The organism is Chryseobacterium sp. Mn2064 (assembly GCF_049319685.1).
Lineage (GTDB): Bacteria > Bacteroidota > Bacteroidia > Flavobacteriales > Weeksellaceae > Chryseobacterium.
Genome location: NZ_JBMOUE010000004.1, coordinates 319,582 through 344,831 on the forward strand (window position 1 = coordinate 319,582; position 25,250 = coordinate 344,831).

24 protein-coding genes are annotated in these 25,250 nt (G+C 35.9%); 4 read left to right on the plus strand and 20 right to left on the minus strand.

Features of this window, described 5'->3' with window-relative positions; all coding sequences use genetic code 11:
• Positions 1–12 precede the first annotated feature (12 nt).
• Entirely contained in the window at positions 13–1,047 is a 1,035-nt protein-coding gene (locus ACL9RH_RS16575; protein ID WP_422694475.1) for an acyltransferase family protein, read from the plus strand.
• 48 nt (positions 1,048–1,095) lie between these two features.
• Here the strand turns inward: ACL9RH_RS16575 and ACL9RH_RS16580 are convergent, their stop codons facing one another.
• From ACL9RH_RS16580 to ACL9RH_RS16670, 19 genes are all read right to left on the minus strand, one after another.
• On the minus strand, positions 1,096–2,034 hold the full coding sequence (locus ACL9RH_RS16580; protein WP_422694476.1) for a glycosyltransferase family 2 protein: 939 nt from the start codon (positions 2,032–2,034) through the stop codon (positions 1,096–1,098).
• A 53-nt stretch (positions 2,035–2,087) separates the two neighbouring features.
• The gene (locus ACL9RH_RS16585) at positions 2,088–2,912 is read right to left on the minus strand and encodes a glycosyltransferase (RefSeq protein WP_422694477.1); all 825 of its coding nucleotides are present in this window, start codon (positions 2,910–2,912) and stop codon (positions 2,088–2,090) included.
• Positions 2,909–3,730 carry a glycosyltransferase gene (locus ACL9RH_RS16590; RefSeq protein WP_422694478.1) on the minus strand — a complete coding sequence of 274 codons (822 nt, stop codon included), beginning with the start codon at positions 3,728–3,730 and terminating at the stop codon, positions 2,909–2,911. The genes ACL9RH_RS16585 and ACL9RH_RS16590 overlap by 4 nt, the downstream gene beginning before the upstream one ends.
• Before the next feature lie 16 nt (positions 3,731–3,746).
• Entirely contained in the window at positions 3,747–4,415 is a 669-nt protein-coding gene (locus ACL9RH_RS16595) for an NAD-dependent epimerase/dehydratase family protein (RefSeq protein ID WP_422694479.1), read from the minus strand.
• A gap of 46 nt (positions 4,416–4,461) precedes the next feature.
• Positions 4,462–5,307 (minus strand): glycosyltransferase family 2 protein, encoded by an 846-nt coding sequence (locus ACL9RH_RS16600; RefSeq protein ID WP_422694480.1) that lies wholly within the window; start codon positions 5,305–5,307, stop codon positions 4,462–4,464.
• Entirely contained in the window at positions 5,300–6,424 is a 1,125-nt protein-coding gene (locus ACL9RH_RS16605) for a glycoside hydrolase family 99-like domain-containing protein (RefSeq protein ID WP_422694481.1), read from the minus strand. Before ACL9RH_RS16605 ends, ACL9RH_RS16600 begins: the two co-directional genes overlap by 8 nt.
• On the minus strand, positions 6,421–7,533 hold the full coding sequence (locus ACL9RH_RS16610; RefSeq protein WP_422694482.1) for a glycoside hydrolase family 99-like domain-containing protein: 1,113 nt from the start codon (positions 7,531–7,533) through the stop codon (positions 6,421–6,423). Before ACL9RH_RS16610 ends, ACL9RH_RS16605 begins: the two co-directional genes overlap by 4 nt.
• A 130-nt stretch (positions 7,534–7,663) precedes the next feature.
• Entirely contained in the window at positions 7,664–8,584 is a 921-nt protein-coding gene (locus tag ACL9RH_RS16615; RefSeq protein ID WP_422694483.1) for a glycosyltransferase, read from the minus strand.
• A 45-nt stretch (positions 8,585–8,629) separates the two neighbouring features.
• On the minus strand, positions 8,630–9,730 hold the full coding sequence (locus ACL9RH_RS16620) for a DegT/DnrJ/EryC1/StrS family aminotransferase (RefSeq protein WP_422694484.1): 1,101 nt from the start codon (positions 9,728–9,730) through the stop codon (positions 8,630–8,632).
• A gap of 37 nt (positions 9,731–9,767) precedes the next feature.
• Positions 9,768–11,264 (minus strand): hypothetical protein, encoded by a 1,497-nt coding sequence (locus ACL9RH_RS16625; RefSeq protein WP_422694485.1) that lies wholly within the window; start codon positions 11,262–11,264, stop codon positions 9,768–9,770.
• A 9-nt stretch (positions 11,265–11,273) separates the two neighbouring features.
• Positions 11,274–12,227, minus strand: a complete 954-nt coding sequence (locus tag ACL9RH_RS16630) for a glycosyltransferase (protein WP_065395833.1) — start codon at positions 12,225–12,227, stop codon at positions 11,274–11,276.
• A 27-nt stretch (positions 12,228–12,254) separates the two neighbouring features.
• Positions 12,255–12,806: an acyltransferase gene (locus tag ACL9RH_RS16635; RefSeq protein ID WP_422694486.1), complete on the minus strand. Its 552-nt coding sequence runs from the start codon at positions 12,804–12,806 to the stop codon at positions 12,255–12,257.
• Entirely contained in the window at positions 12,796–13,218 is a 423-nt protein-coding gene (locus ACL9RH_RS16640) for a sugar 3,4-ketoisomerase (RefSeq protein WP_065395835.1), read from the minus strand. The genes ACL9RH_RS16635 and ACL9RH_RS16640 overlap by 11 nt, the downstream gene beginning before the upstream one ends.
• Positions 13,208–13,609 carry a sugar 3,4-ketoisomerase gene (locus ACL9RH_RS16645; RefSeq protein ID WP_422694487.1) on the minus strand — a complete coding sequence of 134 codons (402 nt, stop codon included), beginning with the start codon at positions 13,607–13,609 and terminating at the stop codon, positions 13,208–13,210. The genes ACL9RH_RS16640 and ACL9RH_RS16645 overlap by 11 nt, the downstream gene beginning before the upstream one ends.
• Positions 13,606–14,865 carry a polysaccharide ABC transporter ATP-binding protein gene (locus ACL9RH_RS16650; RefSeq protein WP_422694488.1) on the minus strand — a complete coding sequence of 420 codons (1,260 nt, stop codon included), beginning with the start codon at positions 14,863–14,865 and terminating at the stop codon, positions 13,606–13,608. Before ACL9RH_RS16650 ends, ACL9RH_RS16645 begins: the two co-directional genes overlap by 4 nt.
• A 41-nt stretch (positions 14,866–14,906) precedes the next feature.
• Positions 14,907–15,755 carry an ABC transporter permease gene (locus ACL9RH_RS16655; protein WP_422694489.1) on the minus strand — a complete coding sequence of 283 codons (849 nt, stop codon included), beginning with the start codon at positions 15,753–15,755 and terminating at the stop codon, positions 14,907–14,909.
• Positions 15,756–15,928: 173 nt separating this feature from the next.
• Positions 15,929–16,792 carry a glucose-1-phosphate thymidylyltransferase RfbA gene (gene rfbA / locus ACL9RH_RS16660; RefSeq protein WP_422694490.1) on the minus strand — a complete coding sequence of 288 codons (864 nt, stop codon included), beginning with the start codon at positions 16,790–16,792 and terminating at the stop codon, positions 15,929–15,931.
• Between the two features lie 103 nt (positions 16,793–16,895).
• Positions 16,896–17,975, minus strand: coding sequence for a dTDP-glucose 4,6-dehydratase (gene rfbB / locus ACL9RH_RS16665; protein ID WP_422694491.1), 1,080 nt, complete (start codon positions 17,973–17,975; stop codon positions 16,896–16,898).
• A gap of 4 nt (positions 17,976–17,979) precedes the next feature.
• Positions 17,980–19,293 carry a UDP-glucose dehydrogenase family protein gene (locus ACL9RH_RS16670; protein WP_422694492.1) on the minus strand — a complete coding sequence of 438 codons (1,314 nt, stop codon included), beginning with the start codon at positions 19,291–19,293 and terminating at the stop codon, positions 17,980–17,982.
• Between the two features lie 215 nt (positions 19,294–19,508).
• Here ACL9RH_RS16670 and rimP point away from each other — a divergent pair, with 215 nt between their 5' ends.
• From rimP to infB, 3 genes are all read left to right on the plus strand, one after another.
• Entirely contained in the window at positions 19,509–19,976 is a 468-nt protein-coding gene (gene rimP, locus ACL9RH_RS16675) for a ribosome assembly cofactor RimP (RefSeq protein ID WP_422694493.1), read from the plus strand.
• Between the two features lie 16 nt (positions 19,977–19,992).
• Positions 19,993–21,228, plus strand: a complete 1,236-nt coding sequence (gene nusA / locus ACL9RH_RS16680; protein ID WP_422694494.1) for a transcription termination factor NusA — start codon at positions 19,993–19,995, stop codon at positions 21,226–21,228.
• Positions 21,229–21,305: 77 nt separating this feature from the next.
• Complete coding sequence (gene infB / locus ACL9RH_RS16685; protein WP_422694495.1) at positions 21,306–24,281, plus strand: translation initiation factor IF-2; 2,976 nt, start codon at positions 21,306–21,308, stop codon at positions 24,279–24,281.
• A gap of 80 nt (positions 24,282–24,361) precedes the next feature.
• Here infB and ACL9RH_RS16690 read toward each other — a convergent pair whose 3' ends face one another.
• Positions 24,362–25,045: a hypothetical protein gene (locus tag ACL9RH_RS16690; protein WP_422694496.1), complete on the minus strand. Its 684-nt coding sequence runs from the start codon at positions 25,043–25,045 to the stop codon at positions 24,362–24,364.
• Between the last annotated feature and the right edge of the window lie 205 nt (positions 25,046–25,250).

Sequence of the window (25,250 nt, forward strand, 5' to 3'; positions counted from 1 at the left end):
TTTTTTTTCTCTGTGAAGATAGGTCAGATTACATTTACCCGATTTGTTGCTGCAATGGCAATCGTCGTTTCCCATTTCAATAAAGATCTGTTTTTGTATAAAATAGATTACATTTCCAATCTTTTTCTGAGAGCGAATGTAGGAGTCAGCTATTTTTTTATCCTTTCTGGCTTTATCATGATTATTGCCTACCATAAAAAAGATAAAATTGATTATTTTGAATTTTATAAGAACAGATTTGCCCGAATTTACCCGTTGTACATTGTAGGCCTTTTGCTCTATTTCATGACAAGGTTTGAGATGTTTGACTGGTATAAAATCTTCTTGTACGGTTTGGGAATTCAAACCTGGATACCGGGAGAGGCAATGATTCTCAATTTTCCGGGCTGGTCTATTTCCGTAGAGTTTTTATTCTATCTCCTTTTTCCTCTTTTGTATAATTATTTTTATTCCCGGGAAAATAAAGCCATTTGGATCGTTACCATTATGATCTGGTTGATAACTCAGGTTTTTTCGAATCTGTATCCTGTATATGGAGCATATGAAGGGCCCCATACCAAAAGCCACGAATTTTTGTATTATTTTCCTTTATGGCATCTCAATGAGTTCTTAATAGGAAACTTGGCAGGACTGTTTTTTGTGAAAAACTTTAAACCAAAGAACTATGATGTTCATGTAGTTCTTATCTTTTTGCTGATCCTTTTATCGTTGATTTTTGTTCCTTTGTTTTACCATAATGGTTTGATGGCACTTTTATTTGTTCCTGCTATTCTTCTGATCTCATCGAATAACGGGAAAATTACAAAACTGTTTTCAATGAAGCCTTTGGAATATCTGGGAGAAATAAGCTATGCCGTATATATTACCCATATTCCGGTTCTTTATCTGCTGAGAGAATTTTTAAAATGGCAGGGATACCAGTTCAGTATTGATCTTGTATTTGCCATTTATATTGTTGGTATGCTTATCAGTTCTGCTGTCTTTTATCAGTGTATCGAGAAGCCAATGCGAAATATTTTAAGAAAGATAAGCTTTGTAAAACGGTAAATAGAATTTTTTTTATATAAAACTAAGTTTTTAGTTTGAGAGCGAAATTTAAAATAAATCCTTTCGGAAGTTAATATTATAAAGCCCTGAGCGTATACTCCTATAATCTGTAAACAGATATTGGGTAATCATTCCCCATTTTTTCAGAAAAGGAGCATTGGCAATTTGGAAACTTCTGTAAACTCTTTTGATATGAAGTTTAATATCTTCAGGGATCGTATTTTCATTTTGTGCCCAACTATTGACTTCTTTCCACAGAACCACTCTTGTAGAAGCAGGTTTTATCTCTCTTGCATCTACTTTGGTAATTCTGTTGTTTTCATGAACTCCTCTTACTGCTACGGCACTGTCTAATATACCCGGATATAAATTCAGATAATAAGAAAGCCTGAATAAAAACTCGGTATCCTGATGAAGCTTTAAATGTGTTTTAAAGAAATATTCCATTCTTTTCAGAGAACTTTTTCTGATGGTGAGGGCATCTATACTGAAAAGGCCAAATGTACCTCTCATATTAAGCTGCCCTGGAAATACATCTTTTGGGGGATGTTTTTTGTACACCGTAGTTAAGCGGTCACCAAATACCCTATAATATTGTTCTTTTGCTTTTTCTGAATAATAATGAACTCCGATGGCTCCGTACACACCATCTACATCTTTGTTTTTAAAAAGCTCTCTTTCCGCATCAAAACGATTAGGGAGATAATAGTCGTCGGCATCTAGAAATGCAATAAAATCTCCCTCTGCCTTTTCTATACCTAAATTTCTGGTAGCTCCGGCTCCATGGTTGGCTTTATCAGGATGTTGATAGAGCTTTACCCGATCGTATTTAGCAGCGAGTTCTCTACATACTTCCAAAGCATTGTCTGGAGATTTATCCTCTACAAGTACCACTTCATAAACATCTTCAAATTGAAGGGCAGATTCTACAGCCTGAGTGACATATTTTTCAGCGTTGTAGACAGGCATGATGACGGAAATTTTCATTCTCTCAGTTGTTTTTTTAAGATTAAATGATGGGCTGTTTTTCTATACTCGCTCTATTTAAATATTTTTTTCAAAATAAGCTTCATCACAAAAGGAATACGGGAAATATTATGACGACGAGTTTTGGCATGATCTATTGTAAAACGGGTGTTTTCAGTCATTCCGTATTTTGAAAAATCTACTTCCGACACTGCTTTATGCTTAAATGAGGTGTTCATCAGATTGTACTGATGCACGATCTGAATATACATTTCTTTACTGTCTTCTATTGAAAACTCCTTGTAATCGCGATAGCTGTTGTGAGCTCTTTCTTTCAGTACTGTTTTGAAATTGTCTGCCTTTTCTGCCAAACTCACAAACGGATTGGCTACAGCATTATAAACTTTTACAATGGCCTTGCGATCAGGAAGCATGGTAAGCTGATACCCTCTTCTTAAATCGATCACGAGGTCGTGTACAGGTTTAAAGTGGTCCTGTACCGTTTTTACATAATCCTGATGAAGCATATCATCGTTATCCAGTTCACTGGTAATCACAAATTGATGTTCAGGAGCTACCAACTGTGAGATAACTTCTACTGCTTTGGTTTTCATTTCGTCAAAATGTTCTACAAATACAGCTTTGAACACAGGATATTCTGCCTCAATTTCTTTGATGATTTTTCTGAATTTTTCTGAAGTATTCACATCAAAAAAAGTAAGCCAGATATAATTTTGGTTGGTCTGGTTTTTATAAGAAGGAAGTACATAGGTACGGAAGAGCTTGAAGCGGTCATCCAGCCACTCTTCTGTAAGAGGTTTGAAGCCCGCACGGGTTTCATCCCAACCTTTTGTAGGAACATTGAATCTTGTCATTATTACGTGTACAAACTGACTCATCTAAATAAATTTATTAAAAAGTTGTATATTCTGTAAGGTTTGCTGTTGTATATTTTCTCCAGTTTTTGTTCATAGAAGGTTTTTCTATTGAGCAGCGCAAGGTAGCTTGGAAAAAATTCATGGAACAGCGCTTTGTGTTTTTCATAAACGGTATGGTATATAATCTCCTTTTTGTTATCATTTTTGATGATATCATTGTTTCTGGAGTTTACAGGGTGCATTCTGTAATTAAATACCGGGTAATCTATTTTGGTAATAGGAAGTTCACGGTGGGAAGAAATCAGTTGAATCCAAAATTCCCAGTCTTCGAAACCGTGTATAAGTTCTTCATCAAAAACGATTCCCTGGTCAAAGTATTTTTTAGGAAACATAGAGGTGCAAAAGAGTCTATTTTGGAGTAATAGCTCTTTGATACTGAATTTTTCCTGTAAATTTGAGGTTTTATTAATATGGCCAAAATACACGGTATCCGAAAAGACAATTAAGGTGTCTTTGTTTTTTTCAAATACTTCCAGCATCTTTTCTAATGCCAAAGGATTAAGAGTATCATCAGCATCTAGTGGTAGAATATAATCCCCAGTAGCGGCTTTTATTCCTTTATTCCTTGCACTGGACACTCCGCTGTTTCCCTGGCGAATATATTGTATTTTATCATCCGTCAGCTTTGCGGCCACACTTTGGGTGTCATCTGTAGAACCGTCATCTATAATAATACATTCCCAGTTGGTGTAGGATTGATTTTTAACAGATTGTATGCATTCTTCCAAATGTTTTGCATGGTTGAAACTAGGAACAATAATGGAAACTTTGTTGGTCATTCAATATGTTTTTATATTATAAATAGGCTGAGAATATTTTTTTTAAGTAGTCTTCAGAAGAAACTCCTGCAAAAAAAGATTCTGTAAGAGGATTAAACTCAATATTATAATTGGAGCCTTCGTTTATATTTTCGTAAACCACTTTTTTACCAAGATGAATTTCCAGTTGAGACAAAATCTCAGCGAGAGAATATTGGTAAGGAAAAGTAAGGTTAATAGTTTCTCTGTTGAGGTCTTTTATATGATGTTTTGTGAATAAGCCAATGTCATCTATACCAATCAGTATTCGCCGTGCGTTGCTGTGAATGGTGATCGTCTTTTCTGAAAGAATAGAGTTCTTCAGGAAATTGATGAGAGTATTGGGATTTCCTCCGCGGCCTACAGCGTTTCCTACCCGAAAAATGACGTAGTTTTTGCAATGTTGAGTAATGATTTTCTCTGCATTGAGCTTGTGTGCTACATAAAGGCTGTCTGTTTTGGTAGGATCATAAATACTGCATGTGGAAAAGTAGATCAGCTTTTTCTCCGGAAATTTTTCAATAGTAGATTCCAAAAGAGTGATTTCTCTTTCGAATTCAGCAGGGTTGGTTTCCAGTGAATTGGAAACTCCGGATGCAAAATAAATGACATCCTCTTTATCATAAGGTCTTACAGCATTAGCCAGAATTCCGTTACCAATAATCATATTTTCTTTTTCTAATTAAGCAGGTGTTATCTTGTTTACAGCACTTTTATAAATGCTTAAAGAGTTTAAACAATCCAAGTTTATCACCCAATTTAGCCCATCTCGATTTCTTTACACGATCCAGTTTGTAAAGTACCTGTTCATATTTACTTTTTGAAACATATCTTTCAAGGAAAAGGTCTTCAATACTGATGTTTCTTCTTTCAGACATTTTAATCATCGCTACCCAGTGCCAGAATACAGCTTTCTCCTGATTGGTCGTAGTAGAAATACCATTTTGGTGAACTCTGTACATATAAAGGTCTTCATCAATGTATTTTACTGGAGCAACTTCACACATTTTCATGTACCAGTCTTTATCTTCTGCAATTTTCAAAAAGGGATCTATCCCTGCAGTTTTTTCATATATACTCTTTTTTAGAGCCGCAAAACTTGATATTTCTCCTTTAAAATTGTAGTAGGATTGGTCTAATTCAGTAATTTGTTTTGCTTTATGAACCGATTGGGGCTTAAGATTTTCATCACAAAATACAAGATTAGAATATACCAAACCGGCTTCTTTATTTTCCGAGTGGGTTTTTAAAACAATTTCCAGGGCATGAGGAACCAATGCATCATCAGGATCAAGAAATCCACATATTTCAGATTCTGCGAGAGATATCAGTTTCTTCTTTGTGTATCCAATTCCTTTATTTTCTCCGTTTTGATGGATTTTAAAACGAGGATCATTTTCTACGATTTTTTTTATAATCTCAAGAGAATTATCAGTGGATCCATCATCTAAAATGACAGTTTCCCAGTCTGTTTCAGTCTGAGCAATTAAGCTTTGGTAACATTCCTCGAAAAAATGTCCATTATTATAATTAGCAATAAGTACGCTGAATTTACTCATCTTGACTGTGTTTGTTCAATATTTTTTTTAATGCGTTCAAGTAGGCGAAACCATATCTTCTATCTGGTTCCAGGATGTTTCCTTCTGCCCATTCATTCCATGATTTTACGATTAAGAATTGTTCAGGATAATCTTTTTTATGGTCCAGATAAGCAATGGCTTTTTCTATTTGCTGTTCAAATAATTCCGGAGAATTGTTAGTCAGTATAATTCCATTATAACCACTTCGGGGAGTATTATCCCAATTAGGTAAAATGCATGGATAGGTTGTTACATTGCTGTCTTCAAACTGTAAATCGTTGACCACCGCATTAGCATCCTGCATTCTGACCTTTGGCTGTTCCTTTTTCTTAATTCCTATTAAGCCTTTTATTCTGTTCTTATAATATTGAGAATGAGAAATATATTCTTTTTTTCGGATATGAGGGTTCCATGCTTTGTGAAAAGCATTGGATATTTTACCATCATACCCCAAAGATTGGAAATCAATATCATCAGGAAGCTTATTGGATGCCATGAAGTATAGATCGTCAAATCCGTTTTCTTTGGCCAGCTCTCTGAATTTTGTAATATAGTAAGGATCACCTTCATGCAGATGATTGGCGTCGTATACAATAAAAACGGGTTTATTATCTACTTTTATATATCGGCTGTCTTTGAAAAAAGGAAGGAGATATTCGAAATGAGCGATCAGATCCTGCTCATCCGGATAGGTTTGTTTTACTAATATTTTTTCCGAAAGGCCATGCCAGATTCCCGACCAGGTTTCATTCGCCCAACAGAAGCAGAAAGGGAAATCCGGTTTTCCTGATTCTAGAACATCATTGGCTACACGTTCCAATAATTGCTTGCCGCTTCCAAACCAATAGTGATAATAGATAAATCCGTGTACACCGTATTCTTTGGCCATTTGAGCCTGCTGTTCTCTTACTTCCGGAAGACGAAGGTCATAATAGCCTAAATCTGCAGGATATATAGGCTGGTCGTGTCCTTCAAACAAAGGTTTGGCTTTGCTTACGTTCGTCCATTCAGTAAATCCTTTTCCCCACCATTCGTTATTTTCTGGAACAGGGTGATATTGGGGAAGATAAAAGGCAAGTGGTTTTATTTTTTTCATAATTGATTGGAAAATATTTTCTTAACGGATTCCAGATATTGCGTTCCAAATTTCATGTCGGGTTCCAGGTGGTTTCCTTCTGCCCATTCATTCCATGCATTAATGAAAATAAAGTTTTCATCTTCGGAATACGGTATAAAATCTGCCTTCACATTAGAAAGCCAGTGTTCAAAATATTCCGGTGTAGAGTCTTCTAAGATCAAAGTAGGATTTTCTCCTCTTCTGGAAGTGTTATCCCATCCCGGTACGAGAGAAGGGTAGAGCTTGCAGTGAAAATCTTTTTGAAGGATTAAATTTTCTCCCATCCACTTATAGGGAACTGAGTTGAATCTCTTTTTTACCGGTTGTTTTATAATGCGCCCCTTTATCTTGTCTATAATTGTTCTTTTTGGGGGGACACGTCTTTCCCACATTTCTTTAAATACACTTTTTCTGCGGATCCCAAAAGGTTCGAAATCAACAGCTGCATCAAAGCCATCCACAAGCTGATCCCAGTCTTTTTGATAGGAGAAAACCATATGGCATATATATAATTCCAATCCGGCTTCTTTCGCTTTTTCTCTCCAGCATTTGAGGGTTTCCTGTATATTAGGGAAAACATTAGGTTTATAAATAACAATAACGGGTTTGCTATTTACTTTGATATATCTTGGATCCTTGAAAATAGGCAGAAGAAAATTAATATGGTCTTCATCGTCTTGTACAGAATACTTTTGTTCAATCAGTACTTCATGCTCGTTACCATCCCAACGTCTGGTCCAGTTTTCGTTGGCCCAGCAAAGCATGAAAGGTAAATCTTCTTTTGGATTTTTTAATTTTCTGTCAATAGGCTCATGCATTAAGCGTTTCCCATTAAACCAATAATGATAGTAACAAAACCCATAGATTCCATAATGTTTTGCAAGTTGCTCCTGTGCCATTCTTGCTTCTTCCAGCCTTAAGTCATAAAAGCCCAGATCTGATGGAAGATGTGGCTGGTAATGGTTATCAAATAGAGGTTTTGCTTTTGCGACGTTCGTCCATTCAGTAAACCCTTTTCCCCACCATTCATCGTTTTCCGGGAACGGGTGATATTGTGGTAAATGTATGGCGATTGGTCTTATTTTCATATTTATGTGCTTAAATTATCTGTTTAATAAATATCTGATCGTTTGTTTTCGAAGCAAAATTTTAGCCATTAAAGATTAAAAGATCATGCTATAATTTTTTAAATACTTCATCATTGAGGTAAAAATACTATTACCAGCTTTTATGATAAACTTTTTGAAGATAGAGCAGTGTGTTATAAGTAAACTTTCCTACGTTCTTCAATATTAGCTTTTCAGAAAGCGTTCTATTTTCTAGTTCTCTGAGGAATTTTTTATGATCTTCAGTCAGTTTATTGGCTTTATAAGCATCATGAATAATTTTTAGAATTTTCTTTTTCATCTCAGGCTGCTCTTTATGCTTGATATAAATATCAAAGAATGAGCTGGATAGGAAATCACTCTTTTTATGAGTGTTGGTGTTATGCATTCTATAACTACATGATTGGGTGTTATCATAGATGAAGTCATATTTCTGACTTAATCTCAGCCACATATCATAATCTTCAAAGGTTAAATTTTCATCCCAGCCTCCTATCTCCTTTATCACCGAAGATTTTGTAACACAGGACATCGCGGGAAGAAAATTATAATCCAGTAATCTTTTATAAAAGTTTCCTGATTCAAGACTCAGATACTGATGGAAATAGGGAATGAACGTATTTTGGAAACGTACCGAATTGTCATCAATGATATAAGCATTTGAAAAAACCATCGCTTCATGAGGAGATGAGTTTTCAAGCAGTGCTACATGCCTTTCTATTTTATCGGGCTCTATAAGGTCGTCCAGAGCTATTGTAATGAGATATTTACCTTTTGAAATATTCAATAAGTCATTCAAAGACTTACAGATCCCTTGATTTTGAGAATGGGTAATAAACTGGATATTTAGTTGGGAATTATCTTTGATCCAATTATTAATAATTTCCACAGAATTATCTTTAGAACAGTCATCACAAATCAGGATCTCTATATTACGATAGTTCTGAGATTTGAAACTTTCTAAAGATTCTACAACAAACTGTTGCTGGTTGTAGCTGAGGCATAAAATCGAAACCAGAGGGAGTTCTGTCATGATGCTTTACTTTGTTGAAATCAAACTTTTTTAGCGTTAAAAACCTTAAAATTTGTTTAGAATTTCTATTACTTTTTCAATTTCTTCTGCTGTCATTACAGGAGAAATAGGCAAACTTAATATTTCTTCATGAATTTTTTCACTTATCGGGAAAGATTGCTCATTCCATTCTTTGTAAGCTTGCTGTTTGTGAGGTGGAATAGGGTAGTGTATCAGCGTCTGAATTTCGTTTTCCGTCAGATATTTTTGTAATGCATCTCTTTGTGCTGTTCTGATCACAAAAACATGCCAAACGTGCTCTTTTTCATTTTCAGGATATTCCGGAAGTATGATGGCAGGGTTTTTAATCTCAGAAATGTAACGCTTTGCAATTTGTCTTCTGGTTTCGTTTTCAGAATCTATATATTTTAGTTTTACATCTAAAATAGCTGCCTGAATTTCATCCAATCTCGAGTTAAGTCCCTGATATATATTGATATACTTTTGATTTGATCCGTAATTGGCCAAAGCTTTTATCGTAGCAGCGAGCTTTTCGTCGTTGGTAGTAACAGCTCCTGCATCTCCAAGAGCACCAAGGTTTTTCCCGGGGTAAAAGCTGAATCCTGCAGCATCGGCAAGGTTACCCGATTTTTTGCCATTCCATTCTGCACCAATGGTTTGGGCATTGTCTTCAATGATCTTCAGATTGTGGGCTTGGGCTAACTGCTGTAATTCTTCAGAGAAAACAATTCTTCCGTAGAGGTGAACAATGAGAATTCCCTTTGTTTTTGAAGAGATTTTTTCTTTAATTTTTGAGATATCAATGTTGTAATTATTAATATCGGGTTCTACCAGTACAGGAACCAGTCCGTTATCTGAAACGGCAAGAATAGAAGCAATATAGGTATTGGATGGAACAATGATTTCATCACCCGGGCTCATAATGCCTAATTCTATATAAGCTCGTAGTATAAGACGTAATGCATCTAGGCCATTGGCTACTCCGATAGCATATTGGGCTCCTATGTATTGAGAAAGGTTTTCTTGAAAGGTTGAAAGCTCCTGCCCCATAAGATACCATCCGGAACGGAAAACCTGGGAAAGCTTTGCTTCAATTTCTTCCTGGTGTAGCAGGTTTATTTTTTGAAGGTCTAAGAATTTTATCATTTGTTAATTATTATTAAGTGCTATAATGTTCTATAGGTTATACTTTATGGTTAAAAGAATTCTTTTTCAGGATCAGTGAAACTGTTATAAAAGTAATGATAAATATAACACCATATATTAATGAGTTGTTTGTTGACAGCCATGGACCCTGAAATTGGAAGTACCTCTGAGCAGGAAATCCAAAAAAATTTTTTGTCGATAAGGCTTTATCCAGAAATCCTTCAGGTACATTGATGGTGTACCAGAATCTTGACCATATCAACTGGAATGTAAAAATACCAATTAATTGATACTTGCTAAAATCAACTTTCTTTATGGAATCCAGAAATACAAATACAACAAAAGGGAAAAATTGTAAAAACTGTCTTGTTTCTGTTCCTAAAATAAAGAAGATAGAAAAAAGGATTATTATAATTTTCAGAAATGAATCTTCGTTTTTTGCGGCATAAGAAAAGAACGTATTACGATAGTAGATGATAAGAACGACAAATAATCCGTAGTATACAAAATGTGTAATAAGAAATTTTAAAGGAAATGAAAATGCCTGAAACATTAGATTGAACAAAAACTCCCCCGATGAAAGAGTCTTCATATCTCTAAAATTCACGGTAAGAAATTTACTTGCAGCAAAGAATGCAATTAAAGTAATTAAAGGAAAAATAAAGTATGGCGAGACCAATCCTTTTCGGTTTATATTAAAACCATTGAGCAGTTTTAGAATATATCGGATGGTAAAAAATATAAAAGAATTGAGTAATATAAACGTTACTGGAATCAAAAATAAGGCAGACTGTACAGTATAATCCTTATTGGCTAAAGCTACAAACAATTGATAATTTGAATATAAATAAAAGCCCTCAAATACAATACACAACACAAAAATTGGATATAAATACCTGTTGAAGTTTTTTTCAATAGCAAGTCCTTTCTCATCAAAGGAAATAAGGTTGGAGGCAATAAGTGATACCGCAATTAAAAAAGTGGTGGGAAAAACAAACATAGATACCATCAGTAAGGCTAAAAAAGCAATTCTGTTTTTGATGATATAATAATAGTATAAAATAATCCCGGATGTAAAACCAAACAGATCCATCAGAATAGGATAGTAGTTTGACAGCTTAAGTATAAAAAAATTGACGAAGAGAAAGCAAAAGCCAAGAATTGTAATATTCTTGCTGTACCCTTTTATCTGTGCAATTTTGTAATAAAAGTATAACGCAATGAAGATCGCAAGACCATTCAGTATTGTGAAGATACTCTGAATAGCGCCCAGTGTAAAAGTGATTCCAAATAATCGATGGATAAAATGAGCTATTCCAGGCATTAATAATCTGGAAACATAATACGGATTAAAACTTTGTTCAAAAAAATGGTTTGAAAAATTTTTAACGATCTCGATATAACTTTTTTCATCAAAAATATCTACATATTTGAACGGCAGCCTGTCATTTGAGAGAAAGGCATACGCCAAGCACAATAGAAATACACCTATTATGTAATATGCAGAAGGGAGTTTTTTAAGTGTTGTCAGCATAATAGATCGTTACTGTTTCTCAATATCATTTTTTTCTTTAATAATATAACCCGGACGATCTTTCACTTCTTCGAAGATTCGCCAGATATATTCTGCTATAATACCAAGAGAAAAGAGGATAAGCCCCCCGAAAAAAGAGATAAACAATATGATACTCGTCCAACCTTTAGGCTGTATATCATTTAAAAACGGACTGCCGAAAATTTTAATATAAATATAAAACAGAATAAGCAGGAAGGAAATTAAAGAAACCCAAAGTCCTAGATTAAATATAAATTTTATGGGAAATGAAGAGGACGAAAAAAAGGTGTCCTTTGCCAGGGTTAATTTCTTTTTTAGGGTCCATCTGGATTTTTGATTAACACCCAAAGGCCTTTTATATCCAAAGTGATAAGGATTAAATCCTAATCTTAAAATCTCTGCAACAGTTGATGTATTTCTAGGATGTATTCTTTTGTTAAGAATGTCAATTATTTCACGGTCAATGAGGAAAAGATCGGCGCCACCTTTAGGGAATTTTACTTCCGTAAGGTTGTTCATTATTTTGTAATAAGTTTCTGAAAAAACTTTGCTTTTCCAGTTGTCATCACGCGTTATTCTGTGAGGTATAATGATCTTTTCTCCCTGAAGCCATATATTGTACATTTCTACAATCGTTTCATAGGGCTGTTGTTCGTCATCTACGATAGGTAAAGCACAGGCTCCTTCAGCAAGAGAAAGTCCTGCAAAAATAGAGTAGTGGCTTGTATAGTTTCTGCTCAGTTGATAAGCTCTTACGTTGCTCTCTTTTTTTTCCAGCTCTAATGCTACTTTGTAAGAATTGTCCAGAGATCCATCATCCATGATGATAAACTCAAAGGGAATATTATTTCGATCTAATAATTCTTTAACATTTTCGTACACGCTTACAATGCGTTTTTCGCTATAGTAAGAAAGAAGAATTAGAGATAGTTTTTTAGTCATCGTAAGGTGTTTTTTTAAGTAAAAAGATTATGAGCGTTTGATTAACTGTGCATTTTCAAAAAAATACTCATTGCCTGACTCATCTTTCATTTCAAGGTTTATGATTAAACCTGCTGTTGTAATATACCCCTTATGTTGAGCAGGATTGCCATACCATACCGTGTGAGCGGGCACATCTTTTGTAATAACGCTTCCGGCTCCGATTAAAGCATTTTCACCAATAACGTTGCCGGCAATAATGGTAGAGTTGGCGCCTATGGAAGCTCCTTTTTTTATTAAAGTTTTACTGAATTCCAACGGATATTGCTTCGAGCGTGGAATAAGATCATTGGTGAACGTAACATTCGGGCCAATAAATACATTGTCCTCAAGCGTTACTCCATCCCAAATCTGTACACCCGGTTTAATGGTTACATTATCTCCAATTTTTACATCGTTCTCGATAAATACATTACAGTTGATGTTACAGTTATTTCCAATTTGTGCATTCTTTAAAATGACACAGAATTGCCAAACCATAGTATTTTCACCTATGTTTTTGGTCTGAACATCAGATAAGGGATGGATATTATTTTTCATTTTGTATTGTTAAATAAGCATCATAATTTCTGATGTAGTCATTTTCGTTATAAGTATGAGAAGCCAATACCAGACAAATAGCACCCGAAGAAAAATTAATTTCCGAAGCCCAGATTCCCGGAGGAATGTGAAGGCCTATATTGGGACGGTTCAGAAAAACCTGTCTTTTGAACTTTCCGTCATCTAATGAAACTTCAAAACTACCACTGGCTGCGATCAGAAACTGATGACATTCTTTATGAGAATGGGCACCTCTGCTTTCTCCCCCTGCAATGTCATATAAATAGAAAACTCTTTTTACATTAAATGGAAATGCAGAGTTGTTTTCAACCACTGTGAGGTTTCCTTCATCGAAACTGATTTTACCTAAATCAATAACATTACAATCAAATACTGAAACACTATTTTTCATCGGTCAATGTTTTAAATTCTTCAAAGTTTCTTATATAATCGTCTTCATTGTAGGGTTTGTCGGAAACAATCAATGCTAATGAATTGGTTGAAAAGTTTTCCAATCTGCGCCAGAACATTTTAGGAATGTATAATCCGTAATAAGATCTGTTTAAAGAAAATCTCTGTTCTTCTTTTCCATTGTGTATCACTACATCAAAGCTTCCGGAAAGAGCAATGATAAACTCCTGCTGTTGTTTGAAAGCGTGGCTGCCTCTTACTTCACCTCCGGGTACATCGTATATCCAATAGGTTCTTTCTATTGGGAAAGGCAATTGATTGGGGTTTTCAAAAAAAGATAAATTTCCTCTTTTGTCATATATTTTAGGAAGTTCTATTATTTTTGGAATCATGGTGTCTGTACTTTATATTCAAAAAGTGGTCGGGTTACTCCGGGGTAAACATACATTACTGTACCTACCTTTACATTCTCTACTTCAAATCCTATAAATTCGTCTATACCAAAGAGAAGAATTCTCTGATCTTTTCCAAAATAGAGCTTGAAATAATAGTTTCCCGCATTGAGAAGCCCCGGTGGGATATCAAATTCTACGGTATATTCTCCAACTTTAGAATCGTTATTCTCAGTAATGAGTTTTCCAACATGGAAAATCACCAGTTCTTCGTAGTTTTTCAATTCGAATGTTGTGTCCAGTGTAATATCCGGGCAATAATTGTGAAAAACCAATTTTACCCGCACTCCGGAGTCAATATCTATGAGATCTCCTTTGATTGGTGATGCTGAAAATTCTTTGATCCGAATATTGTCATTACCTAACGCTTCATTCAGATTACCGTTATAGGTATAAGAACTGTCTCTGGCACTGCTTTTCTGATATTCTATGATGGTGTTGAGAATGTTCCCCTGATAATCGATTTGTCCCTGGTTCAAAAGAATCCCTTTCGTACACAATTCTTTAACGGCAGTCATGTTGTGGCTGACAAAAAGTATGGTACGGCCTTCTCCTTTGGTTACATCGTTCATTTTTCCAAGACATTTCTTCTGGAATTCAGCATCTCCTACGGCCAAAACTTCATCTACGATCAGGATTTCAGATTCCAAATGGGCAGCAACGGCAAAGGCAAGACGAACATACATTCCTGAAGAATATCTTTTAACAGGAGTATCAATGTATCTTTCAACTCCTGAGAAGTCTACAATTTCATCAAATTTTCTTTTGATTTCTTTTCTGGTCATTCCCAAGATCGCTCCGTTAAGAAAAACGTTTTCACGCCCTGTCATTTCAGGGTGGAATCCTGTTCCTACTTCAAGCAGAGAGGCAATTCTTCCATTGGTGTAAATATTTCCGGTGGTCGGTTTGGTTACTTTACTTAATACTTTTAATAAAGTAGATTTTCCCGCTCCGTTTCTTCCGATGATCCCGACAGCATCTCCCTGCTCAATCTCAAAGTTGATGTCACGAAGAGACCATACATAATCTGAAGAACCTTTTGTTGTTCTATCGTTGGCTTCCCCTATTTTCAGATAAGGGTCTTCTTTTCCTCTTATTTTGTACCAGAATCTGTTGAGGTCATGAGAAAGAGTTCCTGTTCCCACTTGTCCCAGACGGTATTGTTTTGATATATTTTCTGCTTTTAAAGACAGCATATTCTTAAGTGAATTTTAAAATTAATAAAAAGTGACTGCTGTTATACTGTATCCATAAAGGTTTTTTCAACCTTATTGAAGACAACAATGCCTATCATTAAAAGAATAACAATAATAATAGTACTGATACCAAGCATTGCAGGAGAAAAATCTCCTACACCAATCCATGCATATTTGAAGCATTCAAAAATACCTGTTAAAGGATTGTATAAAGCAATCTTTTTAAACACACCTCTAAGAGCGGAAGTTGGATAGATAACCGGAGTAGCATACATATAAAGACTTATTCCAAAGCCAAGCAGCATACTCAGATCTTTATATTTTGTGGTGAGTGAAGAGAAAATCATTCCTACTCCCAAAGCAAAAAGGGCCATCAGTATCACCAGAAAAGGTGTTGCAAGAACCCAAATGTTGGGATGTACCTGTCCTTTACTCAGATAATAAGCCCAAACAAGAATGAAAAGAATGAGCTGTACTCCAAATCTCATAAGATTGGATATGACGATTGATATAGGAGTAACCAGCCTCGGGAAATACACTTTTCCAAATATCCCGGCATTTCCTGTAAATGTAGATGAGGTAGCGAGTAGTGAGGATGAAAAATAATTCCAAAGCGTAACACCTCCTAAATAGAATAAAAGGGGAGGGGCTCCATCTGTTGATAGTTGGGCAATTTTTCCGAAGATAATCAGAAAAACGATGGTTGTTAGAATAGGATTGATAAAAAACCATATGGGTCCCAAGATCGTTTGCTTAAAACTGGATACAAAGTCTCTCTTGACGAACATATAGACAAGGTCTTTGTATTTCCAGACTTCTTTCAGCTTCAAGTCAAATAACGAATGATTTGCATCAATCGTTTCAGTCCACTTCTGTTGTGGTTCATTCATCTGTGTAAGTTTTTTGCAAATTTATAGATAATTAATTCTTACAGTTTTTTTTAGTTTGTGATTTATTCGTTTCATAAAACTAAAAAATTACAACTAATATATTGATATTTGCCGGCATGAGCAAAAACTATTGGCATAAAGCCAATAGTATGCGAAATGTATAAAGTTTATTATTATTTGCCGATAAGTTGTTTTAGGTATTCACCGTAGCCGCTTTTTCCATATTTTGCAGCCGTTTCCAGTAATTTTTCTTCATTGATGAATTTGTTTCTGAAAGCAATTTCTTCAATGCAGCCGATCTTAAAACCTTGTCTTTTTTCAATAACGCTTACAAATTCTGAAGCGTCGTGCAGAGAATCAAAAGTTCCGGTATCCAACCATGCAGTACCTCTGTCCAGAACAGCAACTTCAAGTTTTTCGTTCTTTAGGTAAACATTGTTGATGTCTGTTATTTCCAGTTCTCCTCTTGCTGAAGGTTGAATATTTTTAGCAATTTCCACAACATTATTATCGTAGAAATAAAGACCTGGAACTGCATAGTTTGATTTTGGTTTCAGTGGTTTTTCCTCAATAGATACAGCTTTTAAGTTGTTGTCAAACTCTACAACTCCATATCTTTCAGGGTCTGCAACGTGATAAGCAAAAACAACACCTCCGTCCGGATTGGTTTTGTTTTTCAGTAAAGTTCCCATTTCGGAACCATAGAAAATATTATCTCCTAAAACTAAAGCGGCAGAATCATCGCCAATAAATTGGTCTCCCAGAATAAATGCCTGCGCAAGCCCGTCCGGACTTGGCTGTACAACATACTTAATATTGCAGCCGATTTGGGAGCCGTCTCCCAGAAGTTTGATGAATCCCTCCTGATCGTGGGGAGTTGTGATGATCAGAATATCCTTAATTCCAGCTAATAGAAGCGTAGACAATGGATAGTAGATCATGGGTTTGTCATAAACAGGCATTAGTTGTTTGCTGACAGCTATCGTTAGAGGGTAAAGTCTTGTTCCGGAACCTCCGGCTAATATTATTCCTTTCATGTTTTGGTGCGGATTAGGCTAATTTCGTTTGTGTTATAAATTTTTTTCCTGCTGTTGATGGATGTATGTAAGCAGTTTTATTAGCTTTTTTTAGCTTAAAATGTTAACTGTATTGCTTGTTGTAGTATTCCTGATAATTTCCGGAAGTTACATTTTCAAGCCATTCTTTATTTTCCAGATACCAGTCAATGGTTTTTCCCAAGCCTTCCTCAAAAGTTACAGAGGGTTTCCAGCCTAGATCTTTATTCAGTTTTGTAGCATCAATTGCGTAACGTTTGTCGTGACCGGGTCTGTCTTTTACAAAAGTGATCAGCTTTTCTGAATATCCTTCAGGTTTTCCAAGTTTAGCGTCCATTTGTTTGATCAGCTCTTTTACCAGATCAATATTCTGCCATTCGTTGAATCCTCCAATGTTATATGTTTCTCCGGTTTTGGCCTCGTTGAAAATCTGATGAATCCCTTTTGCGTGGTCAATTACAAATAACCAGTCTCTTGTATATTTTCCGTCTCCGTAAATAGGAAGAGGTCTCTCATTGATAATGTTGGAAATACAAAGAGGAATCAGTTTTTCAGGAAAATGATTCGGACCGTAGTTGTTGGAACAGTTGGATACAATAAAAGGCATTCCGTAAGTGTTTCCGTAAGCTCTTACCAAGTGGTCGGAAGCCGCTTTTGAAGCAGAATAAGGAGATTGTGGATCGTAAGATGTTGTTTCCAGGAAGAAACCTGTTTCACCTAAACTTCCATATACTTCATCCGTTGAAACATGGTAGAATAGATTGTTTCGCTTTTCGTCCGGGAATCTTCCATGGGTGTGATCCGGATTCAATGTCCAGAATTCTTTACAAAGGTTCAGAAGGTTAGCAGTTCCGTTTACATTCGTGTTGATAAATGCCATCGGATCTGTGATACTTCTGTCTACATGGCTTTCCGCAGCTAAATGAACAACAGCGTCTGGGTTGTATTTTTCAAAAACTTTTCTGAGTTCTTCCGGTTTTGTAATGTCTGCTTTTTCGAAAACGTAATTAGGTTCATTTTCAATGTCCTTTAAGTTTTCAAGATTTCCGGCGTAGGTAAGTGCATCGAGATTGATAATCGTCGTATCCGGATTGTTTTTTACGAATTCTCTTACAACATGAGAGCCAATAAAGCCTGCCCCTCCTGTAATGATAATGTTTTTCATTTATTTATTTTGAAATGGTCTTTCTTCCTATACTTTTATAATGAAACCCGTTTTGTTCCGGGATTTCCAGCGGATACATATTTCGTCCGTCAAAAATAACTTTGTTTTTCATTTTTTTAGCCATCAGTTCGAAATTAGGATTTTTGAACTCCGGCCATTCCGTAGCAATGAATAGTGCATCTACGTCTTCCAATGCATCGTACATTCCTTTAGCGTACTGTATTTGGTCTCCGAGAAGTTTTTTCACATTGTTTTCTGCAACAGCATCATACGCAATGATTTTTGCTCCTTTTTGTAACAGTAAAGCAATATTGTCTAATGATGAAGCTTCTCTGATATCGTCTGTATTGGCCTTGAAAGCAAGTCCCCACATGGCAATTTTTTTTCCTTCGATATTTCCTCCAAAATATTTTTCAATTTCGGAAACCAATATTACTTTCTGAGTGGTATTGACGTTTTCTGTAGCTTCCAGAATCTGGAAATTAAAATCTTCCTGCTTTCCGGATTTTATAAGAGCCTTTACGTCTTTAGGAAAACAGCTTCCTCCATATCCGATGCCGGGGAATAAAAATCGGTGCCCGATTCTGTCATCACTACCCATACCCAATCTCACTTTGTCTACATCTGCACCTACTTTTTCGCAATAATTGGCAATCTCGTTCATGAATGTGATCTTCACTGCAAGAAATGAATTGGCTGCGTATTTTGTAAGCTCAGAAGACTTTTCATCCATGAAGATGATTGGAATTCCGGTATTCGTAAAAGGCTGGTATATTTTAGACATAACGTCTTTTGCTCTTTCTGAACTGGCCCCTACCACAACTCGGGAAGGATTCATTGAGTCCTCTACAGCAAACCCTTCTCTTAAGAACTCAGGATTTGAAACCACATCAAAAGGAATGTCCGTTTTAGAAGATATTGTCTCTCTTACCCTGTCGGCGGTTCCTACGGGAACTGTACTTTTGTTGACAATCACTTTATATTCCGTCATCATCTCGCCAATATTGTTGGCTACCTGCAGTACATAAGACAGATCTGCAGAACCATCTTCTCCTGGGGGAGTAGGGAGTGCTAAATATATTACTTCGCTTTTGTCTAAAGCTTCTTTAAGGTTGGTCGTAAAAAATAATCTTTCAGATTGGATGTTTCTCAGAAACATTTCCTCAAGGTTCGGCTCATAGATGGGAACTACGCCGTTTTTCATACCTTCTACTTTTTTTTCATCAATATCAACACAGTATACTGAATTGCCAAGTTCTGCCAGAGTAGTTCCTGTAACTAATCCCACATAACCTGTTCCTACAATCGTTATATTCAAAATGTTTGTTTTAAAATTCTAAAGACAAAAGTAATAAAAATACTTTCACTTACTTCTTTAATTTATTGTAAAAGAATCCTTCGCTATTTACTTGATAATAAGATAATTTTGCTTTTTTAGAAAAAAGGCGTATATTTGCATTGGATTTACGGAAAAAATGGGAAGGCTTCGAAAGAAAGCCTTTTTTCGTACTGTAAATCAAGATAAAAGAACGTATGGAGTTTAGAAAAAGAATTGAAGAATTATTAAATGAATTCCTTGAGACCAGACAAGATCTGTTTCTTATAGATCTTAAGATCTCTCCGGGAGATGATATTACAGTGATTTTGGATGGAGATAATGGAGTTTCTTTGCAGGATTGCCTTGATGCAAGCCGCGCAATAGAATTCAATATGGATCGTGAAGAGCATGACTTTAGCCTTCAGGTGATGTCTGCAGGATTAAGCGAGCCATTGGCCACTCCAAGACAATTTAACAAAAACATTGGAAGAGAGATTGAAGTGATGCTGGAGGATTCTTCTAAAATTGAAGGAGAATTGTCAAAAGTAGACGAAGAGAAGATCACTCTAGTTCTGCGTTACCGTAAGCCGAAAGATATCGGAAAAGGAAAAGTAGATGTAGAGGAGGAAAAGGAAATTCCTTACTCCGAGATCAAAAAAGCATTAGTAGTAATTAAATTTTAAAAAGAAAAAAAAATAGATGGATAATATAGCGTTGATTGAATCCTTTGGTGATTTTAAAGACGAAAAGGGGATCAGTAAAATTGATCTTATGGCAATTATTGAGGATTCACTGAAGACACTTTTGAGAAAAAGATTTGACTCAGATGACCACTTTGACGTGATTGTAAACCCGGATAAAGGAGATTTTCAGATATTTTTGAACAAAACAATTGTAGAGGATGAAATGTCTGAAGATGATGATTTGGAAATTGAAATTTCCGAAGCAAAAAAAATTGACCCTACCTTCGAAGTAGGTGAAGACTTTACAATGGAAATTCCTGTTGCACAGTTGGGAAGAAGAAATATTCTTACGCTGAAGCAGATTTTGGCAACAAAACTTCAGGAACACAATAATGCAATGCTGTACGAACAGTTTAGAGATAAAATTGGTGAAATTGTTGTAGGAGAAATCCACCACATCCGTCATAAGCACGTGATTTTGTTGGATGATGAAGGAAACGAATTCATTTTACCTAAAGAAAACCAGATCCCATCCGATTTCTTTAAAAAGGGTGAGAATATCAGAGCTATTGTTGAAACAGTAGATTTTAAAGGTTCAAAACCACAGATTATTATTTCCAGAACTGCACCGAAGTTCCTAGAAAAGTTACTTGAGCTGGAAATTCCTGAAATCCAGGACGGAACCATTATTTTGAAAAAAGTAGTGAGAATTCCTGGTGAAAAGGCGAAGATTGCAGTAGATGCTTACGATGACAGAATAGATCCGGTAGGAGCTTGTGTTGGGGTAAAAGGATCCAGAATTCATGGCGTTGTAAGAGAGTTGAAAAATGAGAACATCGATGTTATCCAGTGGTCTAAAAACCCTGAGATTTTGGTGAAGAGAGCTTTAGGAAATGTTACCATCAATAAAATTGACATCAACGAGGAACAAAACTATGCATTAGTATATACTCCTGTTGAAGAGATTTCTAAAGTAATTGGAAAACAAGGACAGAATATCAGACTGGCTTCTTGGTTGTCAGGATATGAAATTGATGTTTACAGAGAGTCCAGCGAGGATGATGATGTTGAATTGAGAGAATTTAACGATGATATCGAGCAGTGGATTTTGGATGAGTTTAAGAAAGTAGGACTTACGACTGCAAAATCAGTATTGGATAAAGAAACTGAAAGTCTTCTTAATATGGTTGATCTTGAAGAAGAAACAATCGAAGATGTGAAACGTATTCTAAGAGAAGAATTTGAAGATTAAAATTTTAAATAAATTTTAATAAACAGTAAAAAAGAAATACTTTAATTTTAAAAATTAAAAAACAGTAAATAATATAGATGCCAAAAATTAGATTAAATAAAGCGGTTAAGGAATTCAATATTTCGATGTCCAGACTAGTAGAGTTTTTACAAGCTAAGGGTATCGAGGTTGAAAGCAATCCTAACGCTCAATTGGAAGAATCGGCATATTCTGCATTGGAGGCTGAGTTTGCTAAAGACGGCGAACAACGAAAGGCTTCCCATGAGGTGGTGATCACTAAAGTTCCGGAAGAAAAACTGGAAATTGAAGAAAAGAAAACCCCTGAAGTGATAAGAGCTAAAGCAAATAAACCAGAAACTAGAATTTTAGGTAAAATAGATCTGGAACCTAAGAAACCAGAAGTTGAAGAAACTCCTGTGGTTCCTGTAGCTCCTGTTGCGACACCGGTTGAAGAAAAGAAAGAAGAAATTGTGAAAGAAGAACAACCGGAAGTTAAAGCAGCTCCTGAAAAGCAGGAATTTAAAGTTTTAGATAAAATTGATTTGTCTCAAATAGAATCTAGAAACAGACCTGTGAAAAAAGACAAACTAAAAATGGAGGAGAAAAAAGAAGAAGCAAAACCTGTGGAACCAATAAAAGAAACTCCCAAACCAGTAGTTGTAGAGGAGAAAAAAGTGGAAGCTCCAAAAGTAGAGACAGAACCTGAATCTCAGGAACCACAAAAAATTGAAACAGTATATCAGAAACTTGACGGTCCTAAGATCGTTGGAGAAAAGATAGACTTAACTCAGTTTGCACCAAAACCAGGTGCCGGAGCAAAAAAGAAAAGAAAGAGAATTGAAAAACCTGGCGGTCAGAACAACAACCAACAAGGTCAGGGGAATAATCAAAACTCAGGAAATAATAACAACCAGGGTGGTCAGGGCCAAGGAAACCGTCAGAATAATAACGGTAACGGTGGACAAGGCGGAAACCGTCAGGGACAAGGAGGTCAAGGAAACAGACCTCAAGGCCAGGGAGGTCAAGGTGGAAACCGTTTTGGAAACAACAACAATCAAAACCGCCCGGGCGGTCAAGGTGGTGGCTTCAAAAAAGGTGGACAAAACAACAGACCTGGACAAAGAGTTATGCCAGTTGAATTAACTGACGAACAAGTTAAAAACCAGATCAAGGAAACTTTAGAAAAACTTACCAACAAAGGAGGTAAATCTAAATCTGCTAAACACAGAAAAGATAAGAGAACCTTCCGTAGAGAACAGGATGAGCGTCAGCAGGAGCTTGAAGCACAAGACAGAACTCTTAAAGTAACAGAATTCATCACAGTAGGTGAATTGGCAAGTTTGATGAATGTTTCTCCAACTGAAGTAATTTCTGCATGTTTCTCACTAGGGGTAATGGTGACCATGAACCAGAGACTTGAAGCAGATACTTTACTGTTGGTAGCAGATGAATTCGGTTATAAAATTGAATTCTCTGATGCAGATCTTGAAGATACAGATTCAGAAGACGAAATCGATAGCGAAGAAAGCTTAGTGTCAAGAGCACCTGTTGTTACGGTAATGGGACACGTTGACCACGGTAAAACTTCATTACTGGATTACGTAAGAAAAACAAACGTAATTGCTGGTGAATCAGGAGGTATTACACAGCACATCGGTGCTTATAATGTAAAACTGGAAAATGGTCAGAGAATTACATTCTTAGATACACCTGGTCACGAAGCCTTTACCGCGATGAGAGCGAGAGGTGCACAGATCACAGATATTGCAATTATTGTAATCGCTGCCGATGATGATGTAATGCCACAAACCAAAGAAGCTATTGCTCACGCTCAGGCTGCAGGAGTACCAATGATTATTGCAATCAATAAAGTGGATAAACCAAATGCTAACCCTGATAATATCCGTCAGCAGCTTTCTGGCTTGAACCCTCCGGTTCTAGTTGAAGAATGGGGTGGGAATGTACAGGCTCAGGAGATTTCAGCGAAATTTGGTAACAATGTAGACGTATTGTTGGAAAAAGTTTTATTACAGGCAGAAATGCTTGAACTAAAAGCTAATCCAGACCGTTCGGCTAATGGAGTTGTTATCGAAGCTTCTCTAGATAAAGGTAGAGGGTATGTTGCTACAATGTTGGTGCAAACCGGAACCTTAAGAGTTGGAGATTATGTAGTGGCAGGTAAAAACCATGGTAAAGTAAAAGCTTTACTTGATGAAAGAGGTAAAAATCTTGTAGAAGCTGGTCCATCAATCCCAGCAACCATCTTAGGATTAGACGGAGCCCCTACTGCGGGAGATAAGTTCCGAGTGTATGCTGATGAAAGTGAAGGTAAAGCGATCGCGAATAAGAGAGAGCAATTACAAAGAGAACTTTCTATCAGAACGAAGAAGCATACAACCCTTGAAGAATTGGGTAGACGTATCGCTCTAGGAGAATTCAAAGAATTGAACATTATCCTTAAAGGAGATGTGGATGGTTCTGTTGAAGCACTTTCTGATCAGTTACAAAGATTATCTACAGAAGAAATCAGCGTGAAAATCCTTCACTCAGGTGTTGGACAGATCACTGAATCTGATATCAACCTAGCAGCAGCTTCTGATGCAATTATCATCGGATTCAACGTAAGAGCTGGAGCCAATGCAAAAGAACTTGCAGACCGTGAAGAAATTGAGATCAGAACATATTCTGTAATCTATAAAGCAATTGATGAAGTAAAAGAAGCGATGGAAGGAATGCTTTCTCCTGAAATTCAGGAGCAGGTAATCGGTAATGTTGAAATCCGTGAAGTATTCAAGATTTCTAAAGTAGGAACAATCGCAGGATGTATGGTTCTTACTGGAAAAGTTACAAGACAATCCAAAGTACGTTTATTGAGAGACGGTATCGTGAAATTTGACGGTGAACTTGAAAGTTTAAAACGTTTCAAGGACGATGTGAAGGAAGTAACAAAAGGTTACGAATGTGGTCTGAACCTGAAAGGTTACAACGATATTGAAATCGGAGATATTCTTGAAGTTTACGAAGAAGTTGCAGTGAAGAAAAAGCTGAAATAATTCTATTCAGATACAATAAAATCAGGCACCTCATTTGAGGTGCCTGATTTGTTTTTTTAAGAAAATTTTAAGTTTTTTTCTTAGTTCTGGTTCAAGAAGGTGACAAGTTTTATCAGATCTTCATCTTTGTCAAATTTGATTTTATTAGACTTGAAGAAGGCTGTTAAATTATCTTTTTTATCAGGAAACTGTTCAATGATTTCTTTCTGGTTTCTTGGCTTCTTTATAAAACCTTTATCAGTTTTGATGTAGTATACCGGATCTAAAGTTCTGAAATTGGCAGGTCTCTCACTGGCATAAGAATTGGCAGCCGGAACAACATCTGTAAATTTGGTTTTTACCTTTTTGTAAAGGCTGTTTTTGCCATTTACCAACTCAATGAAGTATCCGTTTAGATCGTCTGATGTTTCAAGCAGTACGATCGTTTGCTTGGGAGAGGCAATTTCAATTCTTGAAAAATCTGAAGTTTTAGGGAGAACCTGAACTTCATTATTTTTTTTAAATTCAATTTCATCACTATAGCTATTGTAACGTACAGGTACTTGTTCATAGTTTGCTGCTACTTTTGCATTAGCAAATTCCTTATTAAGATAAGGGGATGCTCCTGGAATATCCTCGTATTTTAAAGTTTTCCCTGTAGTAGATTTGATTCCGTCAAATACAGATTGTGCTCCTGTCGCCCCATTTACAGAAAGGGTTTGTTGTCCAAAGCTAAAGCTACTGAAGCTAGCTAAAATTAATGTGGTTAAAATCTTTTTTTTCATGCTTTAAATTTATGAAATTTTTGTTTTTTCTGTTAAAAAAGTGCACGGATGTCAAATTATAAACCTATTCATGCCTTTATTTATTGGTAAAGAACGTAATTTTTTTTAAATTAAAGCATAAAATAGTCAGTCTTATTGCTGAAATTTATTTTTTTGTTTCAAAAGAGTTAGAGTGCTGAAAATTAGCAGGGTTGTAATTTAGATT